The organism is Desulfobotulus sp. (assembly GCF_034006065.1).
Classification (GTDB): domain Bacteria; phylum Desulfobacterota; class Desulfobacteria; order Desulfobacterales; family ASO4-4; genus Desulfobotulus.
The window spans coordinates 65,535-88,059 of the sequence record NZ_JAVETM010000011.1; the positions used below are offsets into that span (position 1 = coordinate 65,535).

The following is a 22,525-nucleotide window of genomic DNA, read 5'->3' on the forward strand; positions in this document are numbered from 1 at the left end:
ACCTTGTCTGGTCAGATCTTAATCCTACCCGATTCAGGGGGGAGGTCGGCGTGGTGCATCAAGAAAAGCTCACTTCTCGTTGAAAAAGAGCTCTGGTTCTTTCCGGTCTTTACACGATTCACTGAGCCGGATTGCAATATCTTTTATTGTCCCATTTTTCATAGTCCTTGCTTTTTCAGGGCAGATTTTAATGCAGGCGCAGCAGAGGATGCATTTTTCTTTATCGGTTATGGAGTAGGCTTTTAAATCAATTGCACCTGCAGGGCATGCCTTGGCACAGGCCCCACAGCCTGAACAGTGATGGCTGATATTGATAAAATCAACGGAAAGTAGTGGAGCAGGATTTTGTGAAGGAACTTTTCCGGGCACATGAATTTCAGAAGTAAGATCCATATGCGTTGCGGAGAGGAGCATTTCGTTGATTCTGCGGCCAAAAGCCTCAGCGTGTTTTAAGTCTTCCGCATCGGGCCTGGACAGGGCAATGGGTGTGTCGGGCCCTGAAAAAGAGTGCTCTCCGATGTATGCCGCACAGGCAATGGGAATGCCCCCGTTTTGGATCATTTTATCTTTCAGTTCAATCAGCGCATTTTCATAGTCCCGATTGCCGTAAACCACAAGACAGACCGTTGGAGCCTTTCTGGCCTTTATGGCATGCAGCCATTGGTTCAGCAGGGCTGGTACTCTTCCCACGTAAACCGGAACGGCAACGATCAGTAGCTCATCTTCTGCTGCCAGCACGTGCTGCTTCCGGGAATCCGGGTTTGTAATATCTATGAATTCAGAGGTGGTATGCTGAATTCCACGGACGATTGCCTGAACAACAGCCTTGGTGGTTCCGGTAGGAGAAAAAAAGCAGGCTTTTACAGATTGAATTTTCATCTTCTGTTTTCCCATTGGATTTTTGCAGCAGACTTCGCAGTGGTTCGATTCCCATAAGACGTTTTTCCGGTTATGGCAAATGTTTTCCTTTCCTGTGTATCTCCTGCCATCGGATTCAGACTCCAATGCCTTTTGGTTTATTTTTTCAATGGAAATGGGCAGAGTTTGAAAAGGAGCTTGCTGCTTTGCGATCTGGCATTGAACGGTGCTGCCTGGTTATAAAATCGGCTGTTTTTTTGAGTGCTATGGCAGATTGGATATTTCCTTGAAGGGTGCGGATGCGCTAACGGTTCTTATGGGGCCGGAAGGGGTAGATAGCCTGCCGTTCTTTCTACGGGAAATCCGGTGTACCGTGTAAATTGACAGGAAAAACACCATGAAAAAAGAACTGCCTCGTCCATGTTGCAGACAACCGTTATTTCAGCCTTTCCTGGCCCTTGACACATGGTGTATGTAAGCTTAAATTGTCAAATTAAAACCGGATCACCATGCTGTAGAAATATTGCAGTGGGGCTGTTCGCTGCTCATGCCTGATTTTTTCAAGAAACCGTGTTCCGGAAAGGGTTCTGTGATTTTTTTCACAGGATTTTCATACAGAATCCAGGGTGCTTGCCATGCCAGAAAACAAGGACAGATTGTTTGTGCCTGGAGCCACCATTGAGCTTGTATGTGGACTCCACAGCGATTCTCCGGAGATCCGCCCAGCCATCATCCACGACACAAAGCCCGCCGAAGGATTGTTTGGCATTTCCCAGACCCGCCCCCCCCTTTCCATAGCATCCTCACAGGAAGAGCTGCATGTGACAAGGCTGGTTGTTTCGGAAAGAAAGGAAAAGGTGAGAAGGGGGATTGCTGTCCGTGTCCGTGCAATCCAGAGACATGATTATTCCCTGAAGGGTGGTTTCCCGGAAGAGCTGGTGTGGCTTGAGAGTGAAGGGCCGGTTGTGGAAATCAATGTGCGATCTGCCTACCGACTCACGCCAGGCCGACAGTTCCCGGTTTTTGCGCAAATGCGCTGCGGTGATGAGGAATATGTCTGTGGCAGGGATTTTTCCATTCTGGACATTTCCACAAGGGGCATGGGGCTTGTGGCCCTGCCCGAAAAAGGGGAGGGCAGGCCAGCTCTCCTGAACCTTGAAAACGGTGCCTGCCTTGCTTTGGGTATGGCCCTTCATTATCCCAGAGAGCAGAATCTGCCTGCTCGCAAGGTGGTCTGCCTTGGCAAGGTGGTTCGAAAGAAAGACACCTCCAAAGGAAAAACTGGTATCCTGGGGCTCCATTTTACCAAGCTGCTTTCACGGGGTGAGGATGACCTTCATCATTTCATCCACGAGGCCCAGTTGACGGAAATCCGTCAACTCAGCCCTTACCGCTAGCCCAGGCAGAAGCGACAATCCAGGTCCTTGATAAGGATATTTGAGAATGATCTTTGCACCCGCCAGTAAGGTGATGTGAGCCAGCGGCCGCCCCAGGCCTTGGTGTTCTTGAGGACGATTTCCAGATCCATCACTTCCCCCTTCTCCCATGCGCACATGCCTACCCATATACGGCTTTCAGAGAGGCTGTTTTTTTGGGTCAAAGGGTTTTGCCGTCACATCCGATGAGATCGTCGTGGCTTTCTCACAGGATCTGTTCCTGCTTTTTGGTTATTTTTCCGTGAGCGCAAGGCTTGCCCCAAGGCTGGCAAAGGTAGCGGCAAAACCACGACGGAGCCAAGCCTGTACACGCGGAGATTCCATGACAATTTTGCGGAATGCATGTGCGAGAACGCCATAAGCTATGAATATGATGAGCGTCATCACCATGAAAGTAACACTCAGGAGAAAAAGCTGGGAAAGGTGTTTTGACGAATCTGGGCGAATAAATTGCGGCAGGAAGGCCAAAAAGAAGATGGTGAGTTTCGGATTGAGAATGTTGAGAAGGAAGGCCTTTACGATGAGCCCTGTGGCCGCGTTTGTGGAAGGATTTCCGTTAACGGAGAAAGTCGACTTGTCACGCCAGGTAGAATAAGCGACATAGAGCAAGTAGGCGACGCCCGCATATTTTAAGGTCTGGAAGGCAAGTGCGCTTGTGTGCATGATAGCGGCTAGCCCCAGAACGGTCGCCATGAGGTGAGGCAGAATCCCTGCCGTGCATCCGAGCGCGGCAAATACGCTTGCCTTTCGCCCCTGAACAAGACCCGTGGAGACCGTGAAGATGACGCCTGTACCAGGAACAAGAATCACGATGAATGAAGTGATGATGAACTCCATACTGATCATTTGACAGAATCTCCCATAATAAAAAGTGATGCGGGTATCTAAACGACTGCTCAGCGGCGCAGTGTCGGGGGGACCCGCGAAAGGTACCCCCCCCCGGCACAAGACATGAAAGGTTTTGTAAGGACAGGCCTTCTGCCGGATCAGGGATGGTCGGGCAGCTGTAGCGAAGCTCGCACACAGGCCATGGGCAGGGCCACAGAAAGAGAGCAAGGGATGAGGCAGGTGGTCATCCGCATGGCATTATACCGGTCCTGTCTTCTGGGCACCGCCTTTCACAGCTTCGGCAAGTCCGTTGATGTCGCCGGGCCTGATGCCGATTTCGGCCAGCAGAGAATCCAGGATGGGAGCCTGGGCGCGATAGCGGAGCGCACTATTCACCACTTGATCCGCAAGGGAACCTTTACCGCTTTCCTCTTCCCCTGACTGTCCGCCAGCACTGCCCCCAAGGCCGTTTACCTGAAGGATGCGGATATCGCTGATCTGCTCCATGGGTTTCACACTCTGGGCAATGATTTCCGGCAGGTTCTGGATCAGGGCAAGGCGTACTTCCATGGCCACCTGTTCCGGTGAGAGCAGGTTGGCTGCGGTATTGAGGGCCTGCTTGCCTTCGGCTTCCACGGCGTATCTGCGGGCTGCGGCATCGGCCAGCAGGATTTCTGCATCGGCCTTGCCCTTGGCTTCCAGGCGCTCCTTGTCCGCATGACCCTGGGCGGCAAGGCGCAGGGCCTCGGCCTGGTCGATGGCGGCCTTTTTCTGGGCTTCTGCGGTGATGGTGAGCTGGATGGCTTCCTTTTCCGCCTGCTGACGGGCCTGCACCAGCTCCACCTGTTTTTCCCTTTCCGCCTTTTCCGTATCCCTTACGGTGATAACGCTTTCCTCTTCCTTCACCGCCTTGGCCCTGGCACGGTCGGCTTCCGCCTTGGCTTCGGATTCCTCGCGGGATTTTTCCGCAACCGCAATGGCCTTTTCCTGTTCCGCCAGTTCCACGGCCTTGCGCCGTTCAATTTCCGCCTGTTCCACGGCCTTGGATTTGGCGATTTCCATTTCCCGGACAGCCCTCTCCTTCTGGATCTTTTCGTTTTCAATATCCCGTTCGGAAAGGATTTTCTTGAGATCAATTTCCCTCTGGGAGGCGATGCGGGCTTCTTCGGCTTCTCGTTTCTTCTCTGCCTCCTCCCTTGCGATTTCCGCAGACTGGGAAGCCCTGCGGATGGAAACCTCCCTTTCCTGCTCCAGCCTTGCATACTCTTCTTCGCGGGAAATCTGGAATCTTGCCCGTTCGGCCTCAAGGTTCTTCTGGCGGATGGCAAGATCCGTTTCCTGCTCGATGTCGTTGCGTTTTTTGCGGCGGGATTCGATGGCTTCGGTGAGTTTGGTGAGGCCTTCGGCATCAAAGGCGTTCTGGGCGTTGAAGTGGGCAAAGGCGGTCTGATCCAGGCCGGTGAGGGACACGGATTCCAGCTCCAGACCGTTTTTTAAGAGGTCTTCGGACACCACCTGTTGCACCTTCTGAACAAAATCCACCCGCTTTTCGTGCAGCTCTTCCATGGCCATTTCCGCAGCCACAGCCCTTAAGGCATCCACGAATTTACCTTCCACCAGCTCTTTCAGCTCAGAGGGGTTCATGGTTTTAAGGCCTAAGGTCTGGGCGGCATTGGCAATGGATTCGCTGATGGGTTTCACCCGCACATAAAATTCTGCGGTCACATCCACCCGCATGCGATCCCTTGTGATGAGGGCCTGCTCGCCCGCCCTGCGTACCTCAAGGCGCAGGGTGTTCATATTTACAGGGATGATCTCATGCAGTACGGGCAGCACCATGGCGCCACCGTCCATGATGACCTTTTCGCCGCCAAAGCCCGTGCGAACAAAGGAAACTTCCTTGGTGGCTCTCTTGTAAAGACGGGCCAGGATGATGAGAAGGACAAAAATAACGGTGACAAGGACACCTGCAAGAAAAAAGAACTCGGTCATGGATGGGCTCCTTTTAAAGTTGAGGTCAGGGGGAATGGGAAAGCAGGGAGCTGGGGTTGGGAATGGCTCTGTAAAGATGATCATTCAGAGATACAAGCAGTACCGCATCTCCGGTTTGGAAAACATCGGATTCATTGTCCGGCTCCACAAGAAAATAGTGGGTCTGGCCATGTTCATCCCTTGCCTTGGCTTCCGCAGGGTGGCCTTTGCTGGCCGTGCCTAAGGTGACAACGGCCACCTTGCCGATGAGGCTTGTGCGGGAAACGGCCCGTGTTTCATCTTTGGGCAGGATGCGGCGGAGGATACCGCCGAAAAAACGGGTCAGAAAAAGGCTCAGAATCAGGACGGGAAGGCCTGGAAGCCAGGCAGGCAGGTAGTGGCCTGTGAGGGACTTCAGTCCTGCCTGGAAAAAGAGTCCCAGGGTTCCGAAGCAGGCCAGAAAAATCACCAGCAGCATGAGAACGGGCACTTCCCGGATTCTGAGCCAGCCGAGCAGTTTTCCAAGGCCCGTGTCCACATGACCCGCATCCGCATCCGGAAGGAGGCCGTCCAGCACGGAAGAACCACTCATGCCGCCGATAGCCGCAAGGCCTTCCAGGATGCCGATGAAGAGCATCAGGGCAAGGGGGATGGAAAACAGGAGGTTTTCAGTGGCAAGAAGAGGCTCCCACATCAGGATTTTTCCATTTTAAGCGCTATAAGCCTTTCGGCGATGGCGTGTTTGCGACTGAGTTCCTCCAGCTCTGCAAGCTTTGCCGCAGATCCTGTATGCCGGTTCCGTCCGGGAAGACCGGAGGCGTTTTCAAGGATTCTGTCAAAGAGTGTGCCTGCCTTTTCCGCTTTGGCATCCAGGGAGGGGGAATCCGGAGAGGGGACGTTGGGTCCTTCTTCCATCCGTGCCTTGCGGAAAGCCTGGATTTCCGAACGCATTTCCCGTTTTTTGGCCTGAAGGGCCTGGATGAAGCCCTCAAGTTCCTTTTCCTTTTTGCCGCACTCTTCAATGGAAGCCGTCAGAACGGGAATTCTCGCCTCAATGTCCATCTGTTCGGCAATACCCGTTTCCGCAAGATCATCCCTTCCCTGGGATACGGCTACTCCAATCTGCCGGGAAAGGGCCTCATACCGGCTTTTTTCTTCCGTAAGGCGCTTGTCTGCCAGATGCTTCTGGGCCAGTTGGCGGCCGAGCTCGGTTCTGGCCTCTTCCATTACTGCATCCATTTCCCGGATAGCCTCTTCCATGAGGCTTTCCGGTGCTGCGTTTTCAAAGGAAGCGACGAGGGTGTTCATGCTGGCGCTGACAAGGCGTGTGACCCTTTTTCCGATACTTTCACCCATGATTTTTTCCTTTCTCCGGATGTAAGGGAGTTGTGGGTCCGCCACCTGACCTCCGGCGGCGGACTGTGATCAGCTCGATCCCGGCGCGGAAGGCCCCTTGACCGGGAAAAGACCTGAGATAAGGAGTTGCAGGCACTGTGCATCTTTAAAAAAGGATACGGGCGGGCGGGAAAACCTGATTCTAAGGATCGTTTCAGGGATTTTGGGATTGGCTGCGACAAAACTCTCCGATTTTGCAATCTTCTTTGCGTATATGCACCAGCACCCACTGGGTCATGAGAAAATTCAGATCCTTCTTGAGGCTTGTGAGATCCTTACTTTCCTGTATTAGTCTGGAGATGTCTCTGCGGATGGCCGCATGCAGGGCCTGATGGTGCTCCAGTTCGGGATATCCCCATTCCCGCATGCGTTCCTCTTCTGCTTCAAAGTGCACCTGAATATAGTCGAGAAGGGCCTGGATGGCGGCCTTGAGCTCGCCAAAGCCCTGGTGGGGATCCATGATGGTAAGAATTCGGTTAGCAAGGTCAAAGAGCATGCGGTGCTGGGCGTCGATTTCCGGATCACCCATGGCGTAATCAGACTGCCATTCAAAGGGCTGGGACACAGGAGGCCTCCTTCACAGAAGTTAATGTTCACAACCTATACCAGATTCAGGGAATTTTGGGCAATCGATCCGTGTAAAAAAAAGAAAAGAAGGCAGGGGCTGCGTTTTTTATTGAAAAAAGATTGCAATGCTTTTTCAGGGCATTATGATACCCCCCGGTCCGAAGCGGATACCGGATGAAAAATCCGGTCCTGTTTTCTCGAAAGGTCGGCTGGGCTTTGATGGCAGAAAGCGGCTGCCTTGGATGTGTCTGAATGGGGATAGAGAGGAGATCGGAAAGCGTGGAAACGGAAAGCCTGTTTTTCCGGATGGATCGTAAGGAGATCGGATATTTACGTTTTCTGCTGGAAGCCTATGAGGGCATGGCCGCTCTGAGTACCCTGGATCGGGAGCAGGGGGTGGTGATGGTACGGATGGCTCCCGGATGTGCGGCCCTTGTGGAGGAGGTGATTGCTTCCTTTGGGCCGGAGGCGGTTTTTATTCCGCTGAGCAAGGCGGAGGTCACAGACATGGGTTTTTCCACAGAGCTTTGCGCTTAAAGGGTTTGTGCATGCTGCGGGATATGGATCCGCACCATGAAGCCCTGTTTTTTGCGGAGGAAAATGAAGTTTCTTTATGTCTTTACCATAGGCTGTCAGATGAACACCTATGATTCGGATCTTTTTTACCGCCTTCTGGCCCCCATGGGCTATGTTCCGGCGGACAGTCCGGAAACCGCAGATCTTGTCATTGCAAACACCTGCGCCATCCGCGCCAAGGCGGAAGACAAGGCCTTCAGTTTCATCGGCCGTCTTCAGACCATCAAGGCACAAAGGCCGGATTTTCATATCGGCATGGCCGGTTGCGTGGCCCAGCAGGAAGGGGCGAAAATTCTGGCCCGTGCGCCTTATGTGGATTTCATCCTCGGCACCCACGCCATCTGGCGTCTGCCGGAGATTGTGGAAACCGTGGTTCGGGAAGGTCGGCGCGTGGTGGATGTGGACATGAACGAAGCCTTACCCGAGGCCAGGGAGCTTACGGAAAGACCTGCTTCGGGCGTGTCCGACTTTGTGACCATCATGCGGGGGTGCGATAATTTCTGCACCTATTGCGTGGTACCCTATGTGCGGGGACGGGAAATGAGCCGTCCGCCGGAAGCCATTGTGGAAGAGGTGCGGCGTAAGGTGGCCGCCGGTGTGAGGGAAATCACCCTTCTGGGCCAGAACGTCAACAGTTATGGACAGAAGGAAGGGCTGCCGGATTTTCCGGAACTGCTGCGTCGGGTAGCAGATGTGGAAGGGCTTTTGCGTCTGCGTTTTGCCACCTCCCACCCAAAGGATCTTTCCGATGACCTGATCCGGGCTTTTTCGGAAATCCCCCAGCTCTGCCACCATCTGCACCTGCCCGTGCAGTCCGGCTCCACAGCCGTTCTTGCCCGCATGAATCGTAAATACAGCCGGGAACATTACCTGGAGCGTATTGCGAGACTCCGGGAAGTCTGTCCGGACATCCATCTGGGAACGGACATCATTGTGGGCTTTCCCGGAGAAACCCCAAAAGACTTTGAAGAGACCCTTTCTCTTGTGGAGACCATCCGTTATGACGGTGTCTTTGCCTTTGCCTACTCGGATCGCCCCAACGCAAAGGCCGCAGGTTTTTCAGACAAGGTTCCGGAAAAGGAAAAGCGCAGCCGTCTTGCGACTCTGCTTGAACTTCAGAACGGCATCACCCGTGAAAAAAATGAGGCCTGTGTGGGCAGAGTGACGGATGTTCTTGTTGAGGGGAAAAACCCGAGAAGGATGGAAGGTCGGGGGGACACGGCGGGGGGGGATCGTTTTACGGGCCGCACTCAGGGAAATCGGGTGGTGCATGTTCTTCCTGCAAAAGGCAGGGAAATTTCCGTGGGGCTTTGCGTGGAGGTTCGCATTGACAGAGCCCTCGGCCATTCTCTTTTGGCAACGCAGGTGGCCTGAAAAAAGAGCCTGGGATGCATAGGAAGGAGGCATTCGTGTTTCGTGTGGAAATTGTGAGTCTCACCCTGGATCCGGCAAGCCGTGAGCCGGTGATGGTACTGAAAAAATGCGATGGGGACGAAGCCATCCCCCTTGTGATCGGTCATATGGAAGCAGCGGGCATTGCCGCAGCCCTGCGCAAGGATCCGCAGAAGCGGCCCATGGTCCACGATCTTTTTGCGGATTTTATCCGTGAAACGGGTTACCGCATGCTGCGTGCGGAGGTGGTGGATCTGAAAGCAGGGGTTTTTTACGCAAGAATTTATCTGGGCTCGGACATGGAAGACGCCTTTTACATGGATGCCCGCCCCAGTGACGCTGTGGCCATGGCTTTGCGATTTTCCGTTCCCATTTTCGTGGATGTCTCGGTCTGGGAAAAGTGGGAATTTGAAGATGTGATGCCGGATCCGGACGCCGAGGCTGTGGATACCAGTGAAGAAGGCCAGAAATGGTCGGCTATGCTGGAAAAGATGGATCCCGATCGTTTCGGTCATGCCTGACTGAGGGATGCAGCCATTGGCGAGTGGTCATCTAAGCTTCAGGCCGTCCGCTTCCGGTTTTTCACGCATCTGAGTGTTTGCTGTTGCGCTTTTCTGAGCTCCTGACCATAGGGTCCGGGGCTTTTTTTATTGGAATTTTTTACTGGAAAAAAAATTTTTTTTTAGGCATGATATCTGCCAATATATTTAAAAAAATAACTTCCACCCTGATTCAATCCTGTGTTCCTGGGTTTCAGTCTTCCCTCCCTTGATTTGATGCATCTGCATGGGGCTGAAGTGGGTGCAGGATTTACCCCAGCCAATGCGGGCGGTTTTCTTCCTGGTTCAGATCCCCGTGTCCTGAAAACCAGGCTTTCTTTGTTTTTTCAGTTCTGATCGGTTGGTTTTAAAGGATTGGATTCGGTGCCCGTACGTGGGCCCTGGGGCTGCGGTTCGATGCAGGGATAGGGCAAAGGGCCTGTCCTCATGAATCTGAAAAAGGACAGGCGGACTGTCCGCTCCGTATCCCATGGGCCAGGTGAAGGAATATGGCTTGTTGAAAAACCATGTTCAGTTCGCCGTTGCTGGTTTTCTGTGGATCGTTTTTTGCTTTTCTGCCCCAAGGCTTCCGGAAAGATTTCCGGATGAAGTGGAGGAGGGACATGCGCGGCTGTGGCAGGCTCCTGTCATGGGCCGTATTCATCAATAATGAACCCCAAGTCTCAAAACCAAGGAGATGCGTATGGCAATTCAGGATGAAATTCCCAAGTCACGCCTGACACTCAGGTACAGAACGGAAATTAACGGACAACCGGAAGATGTGCAGCTCCCTCTGAGGCTGCTGGTTGCCGGTGATTACTCCCTTGGGACTTCCAAGGATCGCAAGGTGGATCTTGATGAGCGTCAGCTTCGCAGTATGGATGGCAGGAACACGGATGCGATCATGAAGGACATGGGCATCAAACTGAGCTTTGCCGTGCCCAATCGCATTGATCCGGATCGGGAAGAAGACATGCAGGTGGAAATTCCCATTGAGGCCATGAAGGGTTTTTCTCCGGAGCAGGTGGCCCAGAGCATTCCTAAGGTCAAAGGGCTTTTGACCCTGAAAAGGCTTCTCGAAGAGGTCAATTCCAATATTGACAACCGCAAGGAGTTCAGAAGACTGATCAGTGCTCTTGTGAGCAATCCGGATGCCCTCTCAAAAATGCAGGAGGAGCTGAAGGCCTTTGACAGTTTCAAATTGCCCGGCACCCCGTCTGCGGCATCCAGTTAAAAGGGTCTTGCCCTGAGGTGAGAATCTTCACCCATGACCTTACCCTGCATTTTTCCATGCCTTCTTTACTCTACCTTCCCTTTTCCCAGAAAAATAAGGAATACGTGCGATGACGGATGAAACTCTGCAGGCAGTCAAGACTGAAGAGCAGACCGAAGCTTTGGATCTGAAACGGTTTCTTTCGAGCATGCGTCTCAGTACCGAGGTGAGTGAACCTGTACCCATGGTCCAGGATGGTCTTGCCACGGTTAAGGAAAACGTAAGCGATGAAGATCGTTTCATTTCAGGGCTTGCGGCGCTGCTGATGAATGTGGACCCGGCCACAGGCCGTTTTGATAAGGCCATTATCCTGGATCTGATCGGCCATATCGACAGCATGGTGAACAGCCAGCTCAATGAGGTCATTCACCACGAGACCTTCAAAAAGGTGGAATCCAGCTGGCGTTCCCTCAATGATCTGATCCTGAACACCAACTTCAAAGCCAATATCATGATCGACATCCTTGACGTATCGAAGGATGAGCTTTTTGAGGACTTTGAATCCAACGCCGTGGATATTACGGGGAGCTCCCTTTTTAAAAAGGTATATGTCTCCGAATATGACCAGTACGGGGGCAAGCCCTTTGGCAGTATTGTCGGGCTCTATGAGTTCAGCCACACGCCCCAGGATGAATTCTGGCTGAAAACCATGGGCAAAGTTGCCGCGGCCAGCCATGCGCCCTTCATCGGCTCCGTATCTCCCCGTTTCTTCGGATGCGAATCCATTGAGGAGCTGGCAGGTATTAAGGATCTTGAAGGGCTGATGAATCACCCCAAATACGGTTCATGGAACAAGCTCAGGGATTCGGAGGAGGCCGCGTACATCGGGCTTACCCTTCCGCGCTACATTGCCCGCCTTCCCTATGATCCCGTGACCAACCCCACAGGCGACCTTGTTTTTAGCGAAGAAGTCAAAGGAAACGACAACAAGGATTATCTCTGGGGAAGCAGTGCGGCCCTTTTTGCACAGAACATGACCCGATCCTTTGCCCAGTCCGGGTGGTGCCAGTATATCCGTGGCCCCAAGGGGGGCGGGATGGTGTCCGGCCTGCCCGTGCACACCTTCAATGTGCGTGGGGAGAATGAGATCAAGGTGCCTGTGGAGATGGTGATTCCCGATTACAGGGAACTGGAGTTCGCCAATGCAGGTTTCATGCCCCTTGTTTACAGAAAGGGCACGGCGGATGCCACCTTCTTCAGCGCTCAGTCTCTCAAGAAGGCCAAGAAGTTCAAAGACCCGAAGGATTCGGAAAACGCTCAGCTTGTGACAAACCTTTCCTACACCTTTTCCATCACGCGCATCGCCCATTATGTGAAGTGCATCATGCGGGATAACATCGGCAGCAGTGCGGATGCTCCTTACATTAAGCAAACCCTTGAAAGCTGGATTTTTAAGTATGTGACCACGGTTGTGAATCCCGATGACCTGACGCTCCGCTACTATCCCTTTAAGGCGGCTTCGGTGCAGGTAACCCCCAGGGAAGGCATGATCGGGTGGTATGACTGCAGTATCAGCATTCTACCCCATATCCAGTTTGAAGGAATGGATGTGGAGCTGAGACTGGATGCAAGGTTGTAAGGATTTCCGTTTCAGGCTGCGCACGGCGGCCTCAGGGCCGCTTACTCCCATACACAGACAACAGAACAAGGAGGCTGGCATGGCGGTATCATCGTTCAATTGCAGTGTGTATCAGGGTTTCAATTTCCAGAAGGACGGCCAGGATATTGTGGGGCATCTGGTGTCCCTCAAGATCGGTGAAGAAGAGTTGGCCGCGGATATGGATGTAACGAACCCCACTTCGGCGAATATGGCAGAGTATGTCAAGGTGGTGGGCGTGATTTCCCAGATTTACTGGAATGGCGGATACGCGGATCCCATCAACCTTGCCTTTCAGGTGAGTACGGCTGTGAAAAACAAGGTGGCCACCCTGCAGCACCAGAGCCTTTCCAATACGGAAGTGGAGATGAAATTCAACATCTATGACTATGACCCGGACGCCAAGATGTACTACCCCTGTTTCCATACCGATGATGCGGTTGTGAAGGGTCTCATCATGAAGTCCGGAGGAGATCTTCAGATTAATATCGATATGGATCAGTCCATGGAAGTGGTCAGCCCAAAGAACTATGCCATGAGCCTGGGGGTCATGCCCCAGCCGGAGAGCCAGGACATCCATCTGGCCGTCTCCAACTCCGATAAGTTTGTGAAAAAATGGGGGGTCGCAGTCGGGTGATTCTTGATGACGGATGAGTCAGTCCCTTATCCGGCCTCACTGGGCACGGCCTCTTCTTTTTGTGAGGGGGGCGACCCTTTGAGCGCCGGAAAAGTCCTTACCTTTGTACACAGAGGATCGTCCATGGCAGAGTTTTGCCGGGTACGATGCCGTTTTCTGAACACCTTGAAGGTTGAAACACGATGGATAAGCTCGCACGCATACGCTGGGAAATGGGGCAGACACTTCTCCCCGAGCACCTGATGGCCCAGGAGGATTCCCTGGCCGCGGAGTGCGACGCAAGGTTCCGTACCCTGGGGCTGCCCTTCCACGGCCTGGCCAGGCTTCAGATCAGCTCTTCTCTTCTGAGGGAAGGCGTGCTCACGGTGCAGCAACTGAGTGCTGTCATGCCATCGGGGCTTTTTCTGGGTATCCCGGGAAACGCCCGCATTGAATCCCTCAATATGAATACCTTCGGCAAGACGCGTCTTCCCCTTTACCTGCACCTTGTTTCGGGAATGGATGACAGGCCCGAGGGTGGGGGCGACGGAGAGGAGAATATTCCCCGCAGGGTACATCGCCTTGCGCTTTCTCCGGATCAGGCTCGCACAGGGGCCCAGGAGACCATGCGTTTCGGGATTTTTCAGAAGAGTCCCGAAGGAAACTGGTCCCTTGCGGCCGAGGGAATTCCGCCGCTTCTTCAACTGGGTTCCTCTCCTTTTTTCAGGCAGGAGACTGCGGATCTGATGCAGCTTCTTGAGGTTTTTGAACACAAGGTTTCCCAGGACATCGCGGCAAGCTACCTCAGTGGAGACAGCATGTTCAGCGCAAGGGAATGCCTCAAGAGCGCTCTGCGGACTCACCGTTTTCTGGTCAATCTTTCGGGCCAGATACGGCCTCACCCATATTTTCTCTATGAAGTCCTCAAAGATTTTCTGACGGATGTGGCCTTTTACAGAAACCTTGCGCCTGAGCATGTACTGGAACCCTACGACCATGAGGACCTTGCGACCTGTTTTCGGAAAATACTGATGCCGCTTCACGAGCATATCCGCTACTTTCAGCGAAGCTCTCCTTACCTTCCTCTGACGTGCAGGGACGGGCTCTGGCAGCTGGTTTTTCCGGAGGAAGTACGAAAGGCAAAGGAAGTCTATCTTCTGGTGCAGAAAGCCAGAGTGCAGGATCGGGTGGTTCTGGAGAACCTCAAAATGACTGCCAGAAGCCGACTTTCCCTCATCCACAGACTGGCCCTTCAGGGGATTCCCTTTACAAGGATGGAAAGGCCGCCATTCCAGCACATGTTTGGTCCTGAAGTGGATTTTTACCGTCTGCATTCAGGGGATGAGTGGGATCAGGCCCTGAAGGAGCTGTCCCTTGTCTTTTATGATGGGCCTGCATTGCAGGGAGTGCAGTTTTTCCTTTACTGGAGAGAAAACTGAAAAGGGCGCGCCATGGCACTGTTCAAAAAATTTTCCCTGGAACCGGAGAGACTTTCCGAGGACCAGGAGGAAATACGAAGTATTGTTGAACACCTGAATGCCATTCTCAACACAAAAAAGGGGTATGGCTCTCCCATGGGGAATCTTGGGATGGAAGATCTCAGCCATTACCGATCCAGAAATGCCATAGGTCGCGTCATTATCGAGCAGATCCAGTACAACATCGAGAATTTTGAGCCACGCCTTGAGATTATCAGTATAGAGCATCTGGAGAAGGAAACGCCCATGCATCTCTATTTCCGCCTGCGTTGCAGGCTCCTTGGAAAATCCCAGGAAATGGAGGTGGTTTTTGATTCCGCAAGCAGTTTTTTCAGACTGAATCAGGCAGGACGCCAGTAGGTGTCCAGCAGTGATGTATAAGCGGATACTGTTTTTTTATGCCATGTGAGGTGCCATGTTCACTGACGCATTGATGGTGGTTCTGAAACTGGATCTTGCAGGCGAGGCGGTGAGCATTCCTGCGGGAAATGTGAAGTCCTGGAGCCTGGATCTCTACCCCTGGGGTTTCAGCGGCCGTGCTGTCTTCATGGTTTCCCTGGAAAAGGAGAAAGACAAAGTCTTTGATGCCTTTATTGATAAAAAAAAGATCGGCGTGACGTTTTCGGTAAAGCCCCATTTCATCCCCAAGGGAAGCACTGTGGATGCCTTGCAGGTGAAAGGACTTGTGACAAAAAAATCCCTTCTCCGGGAGCAGACCCTGGAACGGGGCCCCCTTGAGGGCAATCCTCTTCTTTACAGGGTCTATTCCATTGACTTTGCCGATCCTGCCCAGGTGCTCTGGCCCTGGCACAGGCCCTGCGATCTCATGGTGAAAAAGAGTGTCAAGGATCTTCTGGAAGCTCACAAAAGTGCGGATGTGAAGCTTACCTATGAGTGGGATCTTCTGGAAACGGTCTCCCCCATGCTTTCCCTGAGTCTTGGTGCAGGGGATGGCAGGGCAAGCTTTTATGATTTCGTATGCTGGTATGTATCCTGTAACAACGGGGTTTTTACCTGCAAGGCAGAAGAGGGATCCTACACCCTTTCTTCGGCAAAAAAAGCCGAAGGAGAGCCCCTTTCCCTGGATGCGGGGGATATTGCCTCGGTGCGTGTGGATTTTCCTGAAACCCAGCGAAGCAAGGTCTCTTTGCTGAATGCCTGCTCTGAAAACCCCCGCACCCAGGATGTCTGCGACAATCCCCATGGGGTCGCAGGCCTTCGCAGGGACATCCTTGAGCGTTATCCCCTGGCTTCGGATTTTACGGCAAGGCAGGAGCTTGAAAAGAGCAGGTTTGTTCTGAAAGAACATGTTCTTTCCATTGAGTTTTCACGTTATCCCATGATGCTCCTTGATGCAGGGACCCTGGTGCGTCTCAAAGGGGCGCTTTGGGAGACCAGGCTTTTCACGGAAGGAAAAACCTACAGGGTCTGTGGCATGCACTTGGATGCCACGGCTCAGGATCCGAATCCCGTTGCCGATCACAGCATGTCTTTTAACCGCTATGAGATGCGCATGGAATGCCGTCTGGAGGGCAAGGAAGACCTTGGGATTTGTCTTCCGGATTTCATTCCTCCTGTGTATCCCTTCCATGTTGAGGGAAAAATTGTGAGTGAAAACGGGGAAGAGGATGAGGAGACCTACCAGATTCATGAGGATGAAAACACCTCGGAGCAGCAGTACAGGGTTCGCATTCCCCTGTGGGAGGATCAGGAGGTAAAAGCGCCTTTCATGCCCTTTGTGCATACCGGACATTTTTATTTTCCGGTGTACAAAAACGCGAGGGTTCTGGTGGCCCTGGATTTTCAGCGTGCGGTCATTGTCTCCTGCCTGGACTGGCGGGCGGAGGCAAAGATTCCTGAGGATACCCAGGGCAACCGGATTCTCATGGGGCTGAAAACGGACAGCCGTACCGCAATCAGTCATACCTATGAAAACAAGCTCCCCGTTTTCACCATGGAGCGGCTTGCCGACAAGGATACAGAATCCATTGTGTTTTCCGATGGCAATCTCTTGATTCAGACCTTTGAGAAAAAGGAGTAGCCGCTGGCGAGGGGCGTTTTTTCTGTGGTTCCGGATTTTTAAAAAGGGCTCATCCGCACCGAAAGGCAGAGTATGGGAACGCTGGTCTGTCGCATTGAGCTTGACAAGAAAAAGGGCATCACCGTCACCGTGGAAAATGAGGATGACGGCATCACCCAGACCCTGGTGATGAACGGGACTTCCATCATCACCACCTGCAAGGGAGAGGAGGAGACCAGCACCATCACCCAGAAGCAGGACAGCATTGCCATTAAATGCAAGACCTTCACCCTGGATGCGGAAGAGATTACCTGTCACTCCACAAAGGATACCTTCCATAAAAGTGACAAGAAGTTTCAGGTGAAAAGCACCGAGGACATGTCTTTCACAACGGATGCCGCCCTGCAGGCCAAGGCCTCGAAAAAAGCCTCTGTCAGTGCAGAGAGTGTGGAGATCAAGGCGGACAACAAGACCTCGGTTTCTGCCAACACCACATCCGTCAAGGGGACGCAGAAGGTGGAGGTGGAAGGGATGCAGGTGAGCATTGCGGGCACCACCAAGGCGGAGATGGAGGGACTTGCCGTGAAGGTCGCTGCGGATGGTGCCCTGAATCTTGAGGGCCAGATGACAACCCTGAAGGGTTCTGTGACCAATGTCCAGGGCAGCCTGGTTAAACTGGGCTGAATTCGGAACGGAGACTCCATGCGCATTGATGAAAGGATGCACAGGGCATTTCAGGAAGAAATGGCAGCCCTTGAGAATTTTCGTATCTCCTATGCCGCCCTGTATCCTTCCACTCCCCTTGAACGCAATGATCCGGATGTGAAAAGACTCATGGAAGCCATGGCTTTTTTCGGAGCAAGATCCCGTCTTGCTGCGGAAAGCCATGTTCTGGCCATGAGACAGCGGCTTTTCCATCAGTTTTTTGATTATCTTCTCTCCCCTGCGCCTGCCATGGCCCTCCTTCAGGCAAAGCCCACCGGCCAGTTTGCCGAAGCCCTGACCATGCCCGCAGGATCGGAGTTTCTTGTATCCGTTCCCGACGGCAGGCAGGCCTTTTTCCGCCTTCTTTGCGATCTCAGGCTTCTGCCCCTTTCCGTCAAGGGTGTGAGTACCCTTCCCGGCCCCGGACTCGGATACCGTGTTCTCCTGCGTATGGCTTCCCCCTTTGTGCAGCGGGGGGATATGGGGCTGCTTCCCGTCCATATCAGCCACATGAATGACTTCCGGGATTCCATGGGGCTTCTTCATACCCTGAAAAGGCATCTGCAGAAGGCTTCCGTGGTGTATGGGGATACGGTGGATGAAGGCAGTCAGGGGCTTGTCTGTTCCGTTCATTTTGGCATGAAGTCTTTTTCCGGGACCGAAGAGAATGGAGAGCCTGTCACCCATCCCATGGAAAGGGAGCGTTTCTGCGTTCATCTTCCCCAGCAGGATCTGTTCATGAATGTGCAGATTCCTCCATCGCCTGAGGGCTGGAAGTCTTTTACCCTCTGTCTCGACATGGATGAGGGCTGGCCACGGAATCTTGTGCTGCATGCGGATATGTTTCAGCTCTTTGTGGCCCCTGTCATGAATCTGAAAAAAGCCTTCGCCCATCCTGTTCATTGTGAAGGGCTGCGGGAACGCTACGCCCTTTTCCATCCTCAGCCGGAGTATGGGTTTGCCTTACACTCGGTCAAGGGGGTGTATGAGATTCAGAAGGAAGGGCTTCGGCCGCTGATGCCGGGTGTCCTTTCCGGTGGCAGCGGTTCCTATGAAATGGATTACGTTCCTGCGGATGCGAAAGGAACAAAGGCGCTTATTCTGAATTTTCCGGAAGCCTTTGATGGCGGCAGACAAATTGCCGTTGAAGGGCTCTGGCATCAGCCATGGATTTCCCGTTTCATGGGGCAGAAGCTGGCCATTATTCCCTTCACCCGCCAGCTTTCCGGAGTTCAGTGGGACTGGGTGGGGCCGGGCAAGGGCTTTTGCGAAAATCCCTTCCTGCAGCAGATGGACGGAGCCTTGCAGCTTGTCACCCTGATGAACAAGACCATGCTGAATGTGGAAGATATCCGGGTACTGCTTGCAGCGACAGGCATGGCCGGAACACCGGAATATGCGGAAGCCATGGTACGCCTTGCCGATGTGCGCTGTGAACATACCCCGTGCAGAACGCCCTCGGGCAGCACCCTTATGAAACAGGTGTATGTTTTGTGTTTTCACGATGCGGTGGGGGGGCTGATTCCCCTTCTTGAAAGTTTTCGGCTTCATGTGGAGCGCATCCTGAATGCCTGGGTGGCGGACACGGTCGTGGAGGTGGAAATGGAGACGGAAGGGGCTTGGGATCAGAAGGGAAGGGCTGTATGAAAGACAGTCACTGGGGCAAAATCCATCGGGTATTCCGAACACGGGACAGGCTTTTTTCTTCCTTCCGAAGCCCTGTGGCCGATGCTTCCGAGGAGGGGGGATTTCCGGGGAGTATCCGGGAGCCCGGTCTTGAAGATCTCGTGCTGGCCAGGGCAGGTATCCGTGAAGCACTGGAAGGCCTCCGGGAGGCTCTTTCAGGAGAAATCGGGGAGAGGGATCTCTATTATATCCTTTTTCCCATTGTGGCCCATCTGGATGAAGGGGTGCAGACCCGGTATATGGGGCCGGATCTTTCCGGTGGCTGGGCGCCTCTGCAACGGGAGCTTTTTGATACGGATGCTGCAGGGGTACTTTTCTATGAAACCCTGGAAGATCTTCTTTTAAAGCCCCAGACCCTGCCCCTTGTTTTTGAGGTGTACTACTTCTGCCTCCACGACGGCTTTTGTGGCCGCATGGTGAGTAATCCTGCAAAAAGGCAGGAATACATGGAAAGGCTGCGCATCCGGATTCCCACGGCTGATCTCACCGAAATTTTCAGCCATGGGGGAAAAACCGTGGGGCCAGCGTCCTCTGAGGATGAAATTTCGCCCCTCTGGCTGTACGGGGGAGCGTTGACCTCCCTGCTGCTTTTTTATTTTTTCCTCAAATTTCTGGGAGCCCACTGGAACCCCGTATTGTAAAGGAGTGGCCAGGATGCAAGGAGCAGACCCGCCTTATAAGGGATTTTCAAATGACATGAAAGATGATGCGGCCCTTTTTTCCCTGGAAAAGCTGAGGCGCTGCTGGTCTTCATCCCCAGAAAAGGGCAGGCACGCCGGGGCGGGGAAAGACAGCGCGATGCCATCGGGAAAGACAATGGCTGGGCTGTTTGCAGATCTTGAAAGGGAGATCCTCCGTCACTTGGCGGACTTTGGAACCGGATCCGCCGTTCTGCAGGCGGAGCTTGCGGCCCTGAAGGCCGAGGCTGGTCTTGATAAAAAGGACGAGGCCCTGTCTGAGGAGAAGAGCATTTCCGACACAGAACTTCTCATGGGGCTTGCACAGTTTGAGGATCTTCTGGAAGCCTTTATTCTTCAGGCAGGCACCGGCAAAGCCAGGATATGAGCGTTTTTTTCCGGGTTTTTCTGATGCCCTGCCTTTCAGGATGACCCGGAGGCCCGCTTGGGTCTGACCTGCGCTTTCTTCTGGAAAAAAGAGAAAAAAATGGCTGATTTTGAGGTGAAATTACGCAAGCGAATCCGGGATTGTGATCCCATTTCCCTGATGCGTCTTCTTTTCCACCAGGGATACGGGAGAGAGCAGATTTTTTTTTGCAGCCACCCGGATATCTGCTCCAGAGAAGCCCTTTTTGAGGAAATCCGTTTTCTGAAAAGACCCTACGCCCATGTTCTCATTTCGGTGAATATGGGGCTTTTATCCGCACAAAGTCCGCTTCCCAGCTATTTTTTTAAAAGAATGGAGTCCGATGTCATTGATACGGCGGCCTTTGTGCAGTTCATTCAGTTTTTTGACCATTTTCTGCTGCTGAACTTTTTCAGAAGCGTTTATCCCGAAACGGATACAAGAATTTACAGGGATTACGAAAAGGAGCAGCGCATAACCCTTCAGATGCTGGCCCTGCGTTCTCCCGTGACCCTGCACTGGATTATGGCAGCGGTTTTTCCCGAACTGCTTGTCCGGGTAGAGAAGGCTTCCCTGAAGCACAACGCCAATCTGAAAATCCGCCCTTTTGTTCTGGGAGAAACGCGTTTTGGCCGCAACGCTGTCCTGGGCGGCAGGATGAGGCAGGCTGCCAGAGGGTTGAAGGTGGAGCTGTGCACGGATTCGGAATCCGCATCCTGCGGAAGCCCCTGGATGCAGGTGATAGAGAAGCGTCTGCGGGAGACGGTTTTTCCTGTGCTGGGAGCCGTGGGCGTGGAGCTTGAGATTGTTCTGGTTCTCTCAGGTCAGAGAAACCGGGTTGTCCTCAGATCCGGTGCTTCCTTAGGCTATGACGTGCTGAAGGGGGGCGAGGCAGGGTACCGTTACCTTCCTGTGTTTTCCGGCACCATTCTCCACTGATCAGGATTGTCAGAAGCTGATTTTCTTTATGTTCTTTCACCAAGCAAAAGGCGGATTCCATGGATATTGCGTATCTGAAAAAGACGGTGGAGCCTTCGGAGAATCCCGGCCTGGATATTACGGATCCAAGGCTTGTGGATATCGCGACCCTTGCGCAGAACGGGGATTATATGGCTGCGGCTTTGGCTGTGGAAGGGACGTTTGAGGAAGGAATCTATGATGTGAGGCTTTTGGGTTTTTTTCTGTACGGACTCAGTGGTGTCCGGTTAGGTTTTTGCTTGTATTAAATTATCCGGCTCTTTTAAAATTTTATTTGATCGGTTGTCTATATCATTATTGCTATTAAAAAGTTCATTTAAAATGATATTTTTTAACTCACGTACTCTTTTTATTGAAACTTCTTCTCCAAATTGTTCCCGGCAATAAATGGCCATCAATAAATAAGTAATCAGCCCTCCAAGTATCTGAACCATAAGACCATGCTTTTCTCTGGCGATTAGATGATATACTTTTAAATGCTTCTTCCACCATTTGAAAAATGACTCTATTGTCCACCTGAGCTTATACACGGTTGCTACCTGTTCTCCTGTCAGATCGGTTCTGTTTGTGGCTACAAAATATTTAATTCCGGCTACTTTGTAACCAACAACCCTGACTGGTTCGACAGTCTGGCTTTGACCAGGATTTCCAAGAAGAACCATTGCATCATAAAAAACATGGCTACCAGAAATTACTTTGTTTTCTTCAAGAGCAGTCATTTTGGTGTTTTTTTTGATGCGACATACAAAGAGCTTTCCTTCTTTTTGAAGCTCATCAAACAAATGGTGGCATTGATAACCTCTGTCCATTACACCAGTTTGGCCATTTGATAAAATCATGCTCACAAAAGGGCGTTCTGGGCCATTGCCGTCAGTTAGAAATATTTTATTCGGGATGCCACGGTTGATATCAAAGCCACAGTGAGTTTTTGCTTTTTTAGAGTTTTTTCTGTAATCAGCCCAATACATTGAAAGAACGGCATCAATAAGGCTTCCATCTATAGATACAAGCTCTCCAAGATCTTCGAATTTTTTTGGAATTATGAATGAAGCTTGTTTGTAAAGTTCTTGAAAAACAAACAGCAGCTGCTCAAGCCCTCTGCTGTTAATAATCTCTGAAAAACTACTTGTGCTAATTCCACCTTCAGGAGCTATATTTTCTTTTGCAAAATTATTCTCTTTTAAATCCTGAATAAGATGACGAGCAGAATCGTGCTCCTGAAGATGAAAATATATGAGTGTTTTTAACTGATTTTCGAAATTCATTTTTAAAGGTCTATGTCCTCTTGACAAAAGATCTGGTACTATTGGCAATATTTTAATAAGCGGTAAGATAAACTTGTTGAAGGTTAGAGAATTAATTTTCTTTTTTTGATCTGTGAGCGCTTCCATATACAACTCCTTGAAATTACAATTAATAATAATTTCAAGGGACAAAGTATTTTCACTGAGTTGTCAAGGTATAAATCATATTTTTTTGATAGCAATCAAAACTTTTTTCATGCAAAAACCTAACCGGACATTACTG

At 52.0% G+C, this 22,525-nt stretch carries 24 protein-coding genes; 16 read left to right on the forward strand and 8 right to left on the reverse strand.

The features are described from left to right. Positions 1–69: 69 nt before the first annotated feature. Entirely contained in the window at positions 70–879 is an 810-nt protein-coding gene (locus RBR60_RS06335) for an EFR1 family ferrodoxin (protein ID WP_320355045.1), read from the reverse strand. Positions 880–1,493: 614 nt separating this feature from the next. Between RBR60_RS06335 and RBR60_RS06340 the strand changes: the two genes are divergently transcribed. Beyond that, positions 1,494–2,255: a PilZ domain-containing protein gene (locus tag RBR60_RS06340; protein ID WP_320355046.1), complete on the forward strand. Its 762-nt coding sequence runs from the start codon at positions 1,494–1,496 to the stop codon at positions 2,253–2,255. On the opposite strand, the gene RBR60_RS06345 is transcribed toward RBR60_RS06340, so the two are convergent. From RBR60_RS06345 to RBR60_RS06370, 6 genes are all read right to left on the reverse strand, one after another. Then, positions 2,252–2,386 (reverse strand): hypothetical protein, encoded by a 135-nt coding sequence (locus RBR60_RS06345; RefSeq protein ID WP_320355047.1) that lies wholly within the window; start codon positions 2,384–2,386, stop codon positions 2,252–2,254. The two genes, RBR60_RS06340 and RBR60_RS06345, sit on opposite strands and share 4 nt — an antisense overlap. A gap of 139 nt (positions 2,387–2,525) precedes the next feature. After that, positions 2,526–3,140, reverse strand: a complete 615-nt coding sequence (locus RBR60_RS06350) for a LysE family translocator (RefSeq protein WP_320355048.1) — start codon at positions 3,138–3,140, stop codon at positions 2,526–2,528. Positions 3,141–3,380: 240 nt separating this feature from the next. Continuing rightward, positions 3,381–5,114, reverse strand: a complete 1,734-nt coding sequence (locus tag RBR60_RS06355) for a flotillin family protein (RefSeq protein ID WP_320355049.1) — start codon at positions 5,112–5,114, stop codon at positions 3,381–3,383. A gap of 25 nt (positions 5,115–5,139) precedes the next feature. Further along, complete coding sequence (locus RBR60_RS06360; RefSeq protein ID WP_320355050.1) at positions 5,140–5,787, reverse strand: YqiJ family protein; 648 nt, start codon at positions 5,785–5,787, stop codon at positions 5,140–5,142. Continuing rightward, positions 5,787–6,449: a PspA/IM30 family protein gene (locus RBR60_RS06365; RefSeq protein ID WP_320355051.1), complete on the reverse strand. Its 663-nt coding sequence runs from the start codon at positions 6,447–6,449 to the stop codon at positions 5,787–5,789. The genes RBR60_RS06360 and RBR60_RS06365 overlap by 1 nt, the downstream gene beginning before the upstream one ends. 193 nt (positions 6,450–6,642) lie before the next feature. Beyond that, positions 6,643–7,053, reverse strand: a complete 411-nt coding sequence (locus tag RBR60_RS06370; RefSeq protein WP_320355052.1) for a hemerythrin family protein — start codon at positions 7,051–7,053, stop codon at positions 6,643–6,645. A 281-nt stretch (positions 7,054–7,334) separates the two neighbouring features. Between RBR60_RS06370 and RBR60_RS06375 the strand changes: the two genes are divergently transcribed. The 15 genes from RBR60_RS06375 (at position 7,335) to RBR60_RS06445 (ending at position 21,246) form a co-directional block, all read left to right on the forward strand. Continuing rightward, positions 7,335–7,592, forward strand: coding sequence for a DUF4911 domain-containing protein (locus tag RBR60_RS06375; RefSeq protein ID WP_320355053.1), 258 nt, complete (start codon positions 7,335–7,337; stop codon positions 7,590–7,592). A gap of 63 nt (positions 7,593–7,655) precedes the next feature. Further along, a complete protein-coding gene (gene miaB, locus RBR60_RS06380; protein WP_320355054.1) occupies positions 7,656–9,005 on the forward strand; it encodes a tRNA (N6-isopentenyl adenosine(37)-C2)-methylthiotransferase MiaB in 1,350 nt (449 codons plus the stop codon). A 35-nt stretch (positions 9,006–9,040) separates the two neighbouring features. Next, on the forward strand, positions 9,041–9,544 hold the full coding sequence (locus tag RBR60_RS06385; RefSeq protein WP_320355055.1) for a bifunctional nuclease family protein: 504 nt from the start codon (positions 9,041–9,043) through the stop codon (positions 9,542–9,544). A 721-nt stretch (positions 9,545–10,265) separates the two neighbouring features. After that, positions 10,266–10,796, forward strand: coding sequence for a type VI secretion system contractile sheath small subunit (gene tssB, locus RBR60_RS06390; RefSeq protein ID WP_320355056.1), 531 nt, complete (start codon positions 10,266–10,268; stop codon positions 10,794–10,796). 109 nt (positions 10,797–10,905) lie between these two features. Next, entirely contained in the window at positions 10,906–12,414 is a 1,509-nt protein-coding gene (gene tssC / locus RBR60_RS06395; RefSeq protein WP_320355057.1) for a type VI secretion system contractile sheath large subunit, read from the forward strand. A 79-nt stretch (positions 12,415–12,493) separates the two neighbouring features. Continuing rightward, on the forward strand, positions 12,494–13,069 hold the full coding sequence (locus RBR60_RS06400) for a hypothetical protein (protein ID WP_320355058.1): 576 nt from the start codon (positions 12,494–12,496) through the stop codon (positions 13,067–13,069). A gap of 182 nt (positions 13,070–13,251) precedes the next feature. Further along, positions 13,252–14,487: a type VI secretion system baseplate subunit TssK gene (gene tssK / locus RBR60_RS06405; protein ID WP_320355059.1), complete on the forward strand. Its 1,236-nt coding sequence runs from the start codon at positions 13,252–13,254 to the stop codon at positions 14,485–14,487. 12 nt (positions 14,488–14,499) lie between these two features. After that, on the forward strand, positions 14,500–14,886 hold the full coding sequence (gene tssE / locus RBR60_RS06410) for a type VI secretion system baseplate subunit TssE (RefSeq protein ID WP_320355060.1): 387 nt from the start codon (positions 14,500–14,502) through the stop codon (positions 14,884–14,886). Between the two features lie 55 nt (positions 14,887–14,941). After that, a complete protein-coding gene (locus tag RBR60_RS06415; RefSeq protein ID WP_320355061.1) occupies positions 14,942–16,567 on the forward strand; it encodes a hypothetical protein in 1,626 nt (541 codons plus the stop codon). 72 nt (positions 16,568–16,639) lie between these two features. Beyond that, positions 16,640–17,230 (forward strand): hypothetical protein, encoded by a 591-nt coding sequence (locus tag RBR60_RS06420; RefSeq protein ID WP_320355062.1) that lies wholly within the window; start codon positions 16,640–16,642, stop codon positions 17,228–17,230. 18 nt (positions 17,231–17,248) lie between these two features. Continuing rightward, entirely contained in the window at positions 17,249–18,898 is a 1,650-nt protein-coding gene (locus RBR60_RS06425) for a type VI secretion system baseplate subunit TssF (protein ID WP_320355063.1), read from the forward strand. After that, positions 18,895–19,578: a DotU family type IV/VI secretion system protein gene (locus tag RBR60_RS06430; RefSeq protein ID WP_320355064.1), complete on the forward strand. Its 684-nt coding sequence runs from the start codon at positions 18,895–18,897 to the stop codon at positions 19,576–19,578. Before RBR60_RS06425 ends, RBR60_RS06430 begins: the two co-directional genes overlap by 4 nt. 55 nt (positions 19,579–19,633) lie before the next feature. Then, positions 19,634–20,002, forward strand: coding sequence for a hypothetical protein (locus RBR60_RS06435; RefSeq protein ID WP_320355065.1), 369 nt, complete (start codon positions 19,634–19,636; stop codon positions 20,000–20,002). Between the two features lie 99 nt (positions 20,003–20,101). Beyond that, a complete protein-coding gene (locus RBR60_RS06440; protein ID WP_320355066.1) occupies positions 20,102–20,959 on the forward strand; it encodes a hypothetical protein in 858 nt (285 codons plus the stop codon). A gap of 59 nt (positions 20,960–21,018) precedes the next feature. Beyond that, positions 21,019–21,246: a hypothetical protein gene (locus RBR60_RS06445; protein ID WP_320355067.1), complete on the forward strand. Its 228-nt coding sequence runs from the start codon at positions 21,019–21,021 to the stop codon at positions 21,244–21,246. Here the strand turns inward: RBR60_RS06445 and RBR60_RS06450 are convergent. Then, the gene (locus RBR60_RS06450) at positions 21,226–22,389 is read right to left on the reverse strand and encodes an IS4 family transposase (protein WP_320355068.1); all 1,164 of its coding nucleotides are present in this window, start codon (positions 22,387–22,389) and stop codon (positions 21,226–21,228) included. The two genes, RBR60_RS06445 and RBR60_RS06450, sit on opposite strands and share 21 nt — an antisense overlap. Between the last annotated feature and the right edge of the window lie 136 nt (positions 22,390–22,525).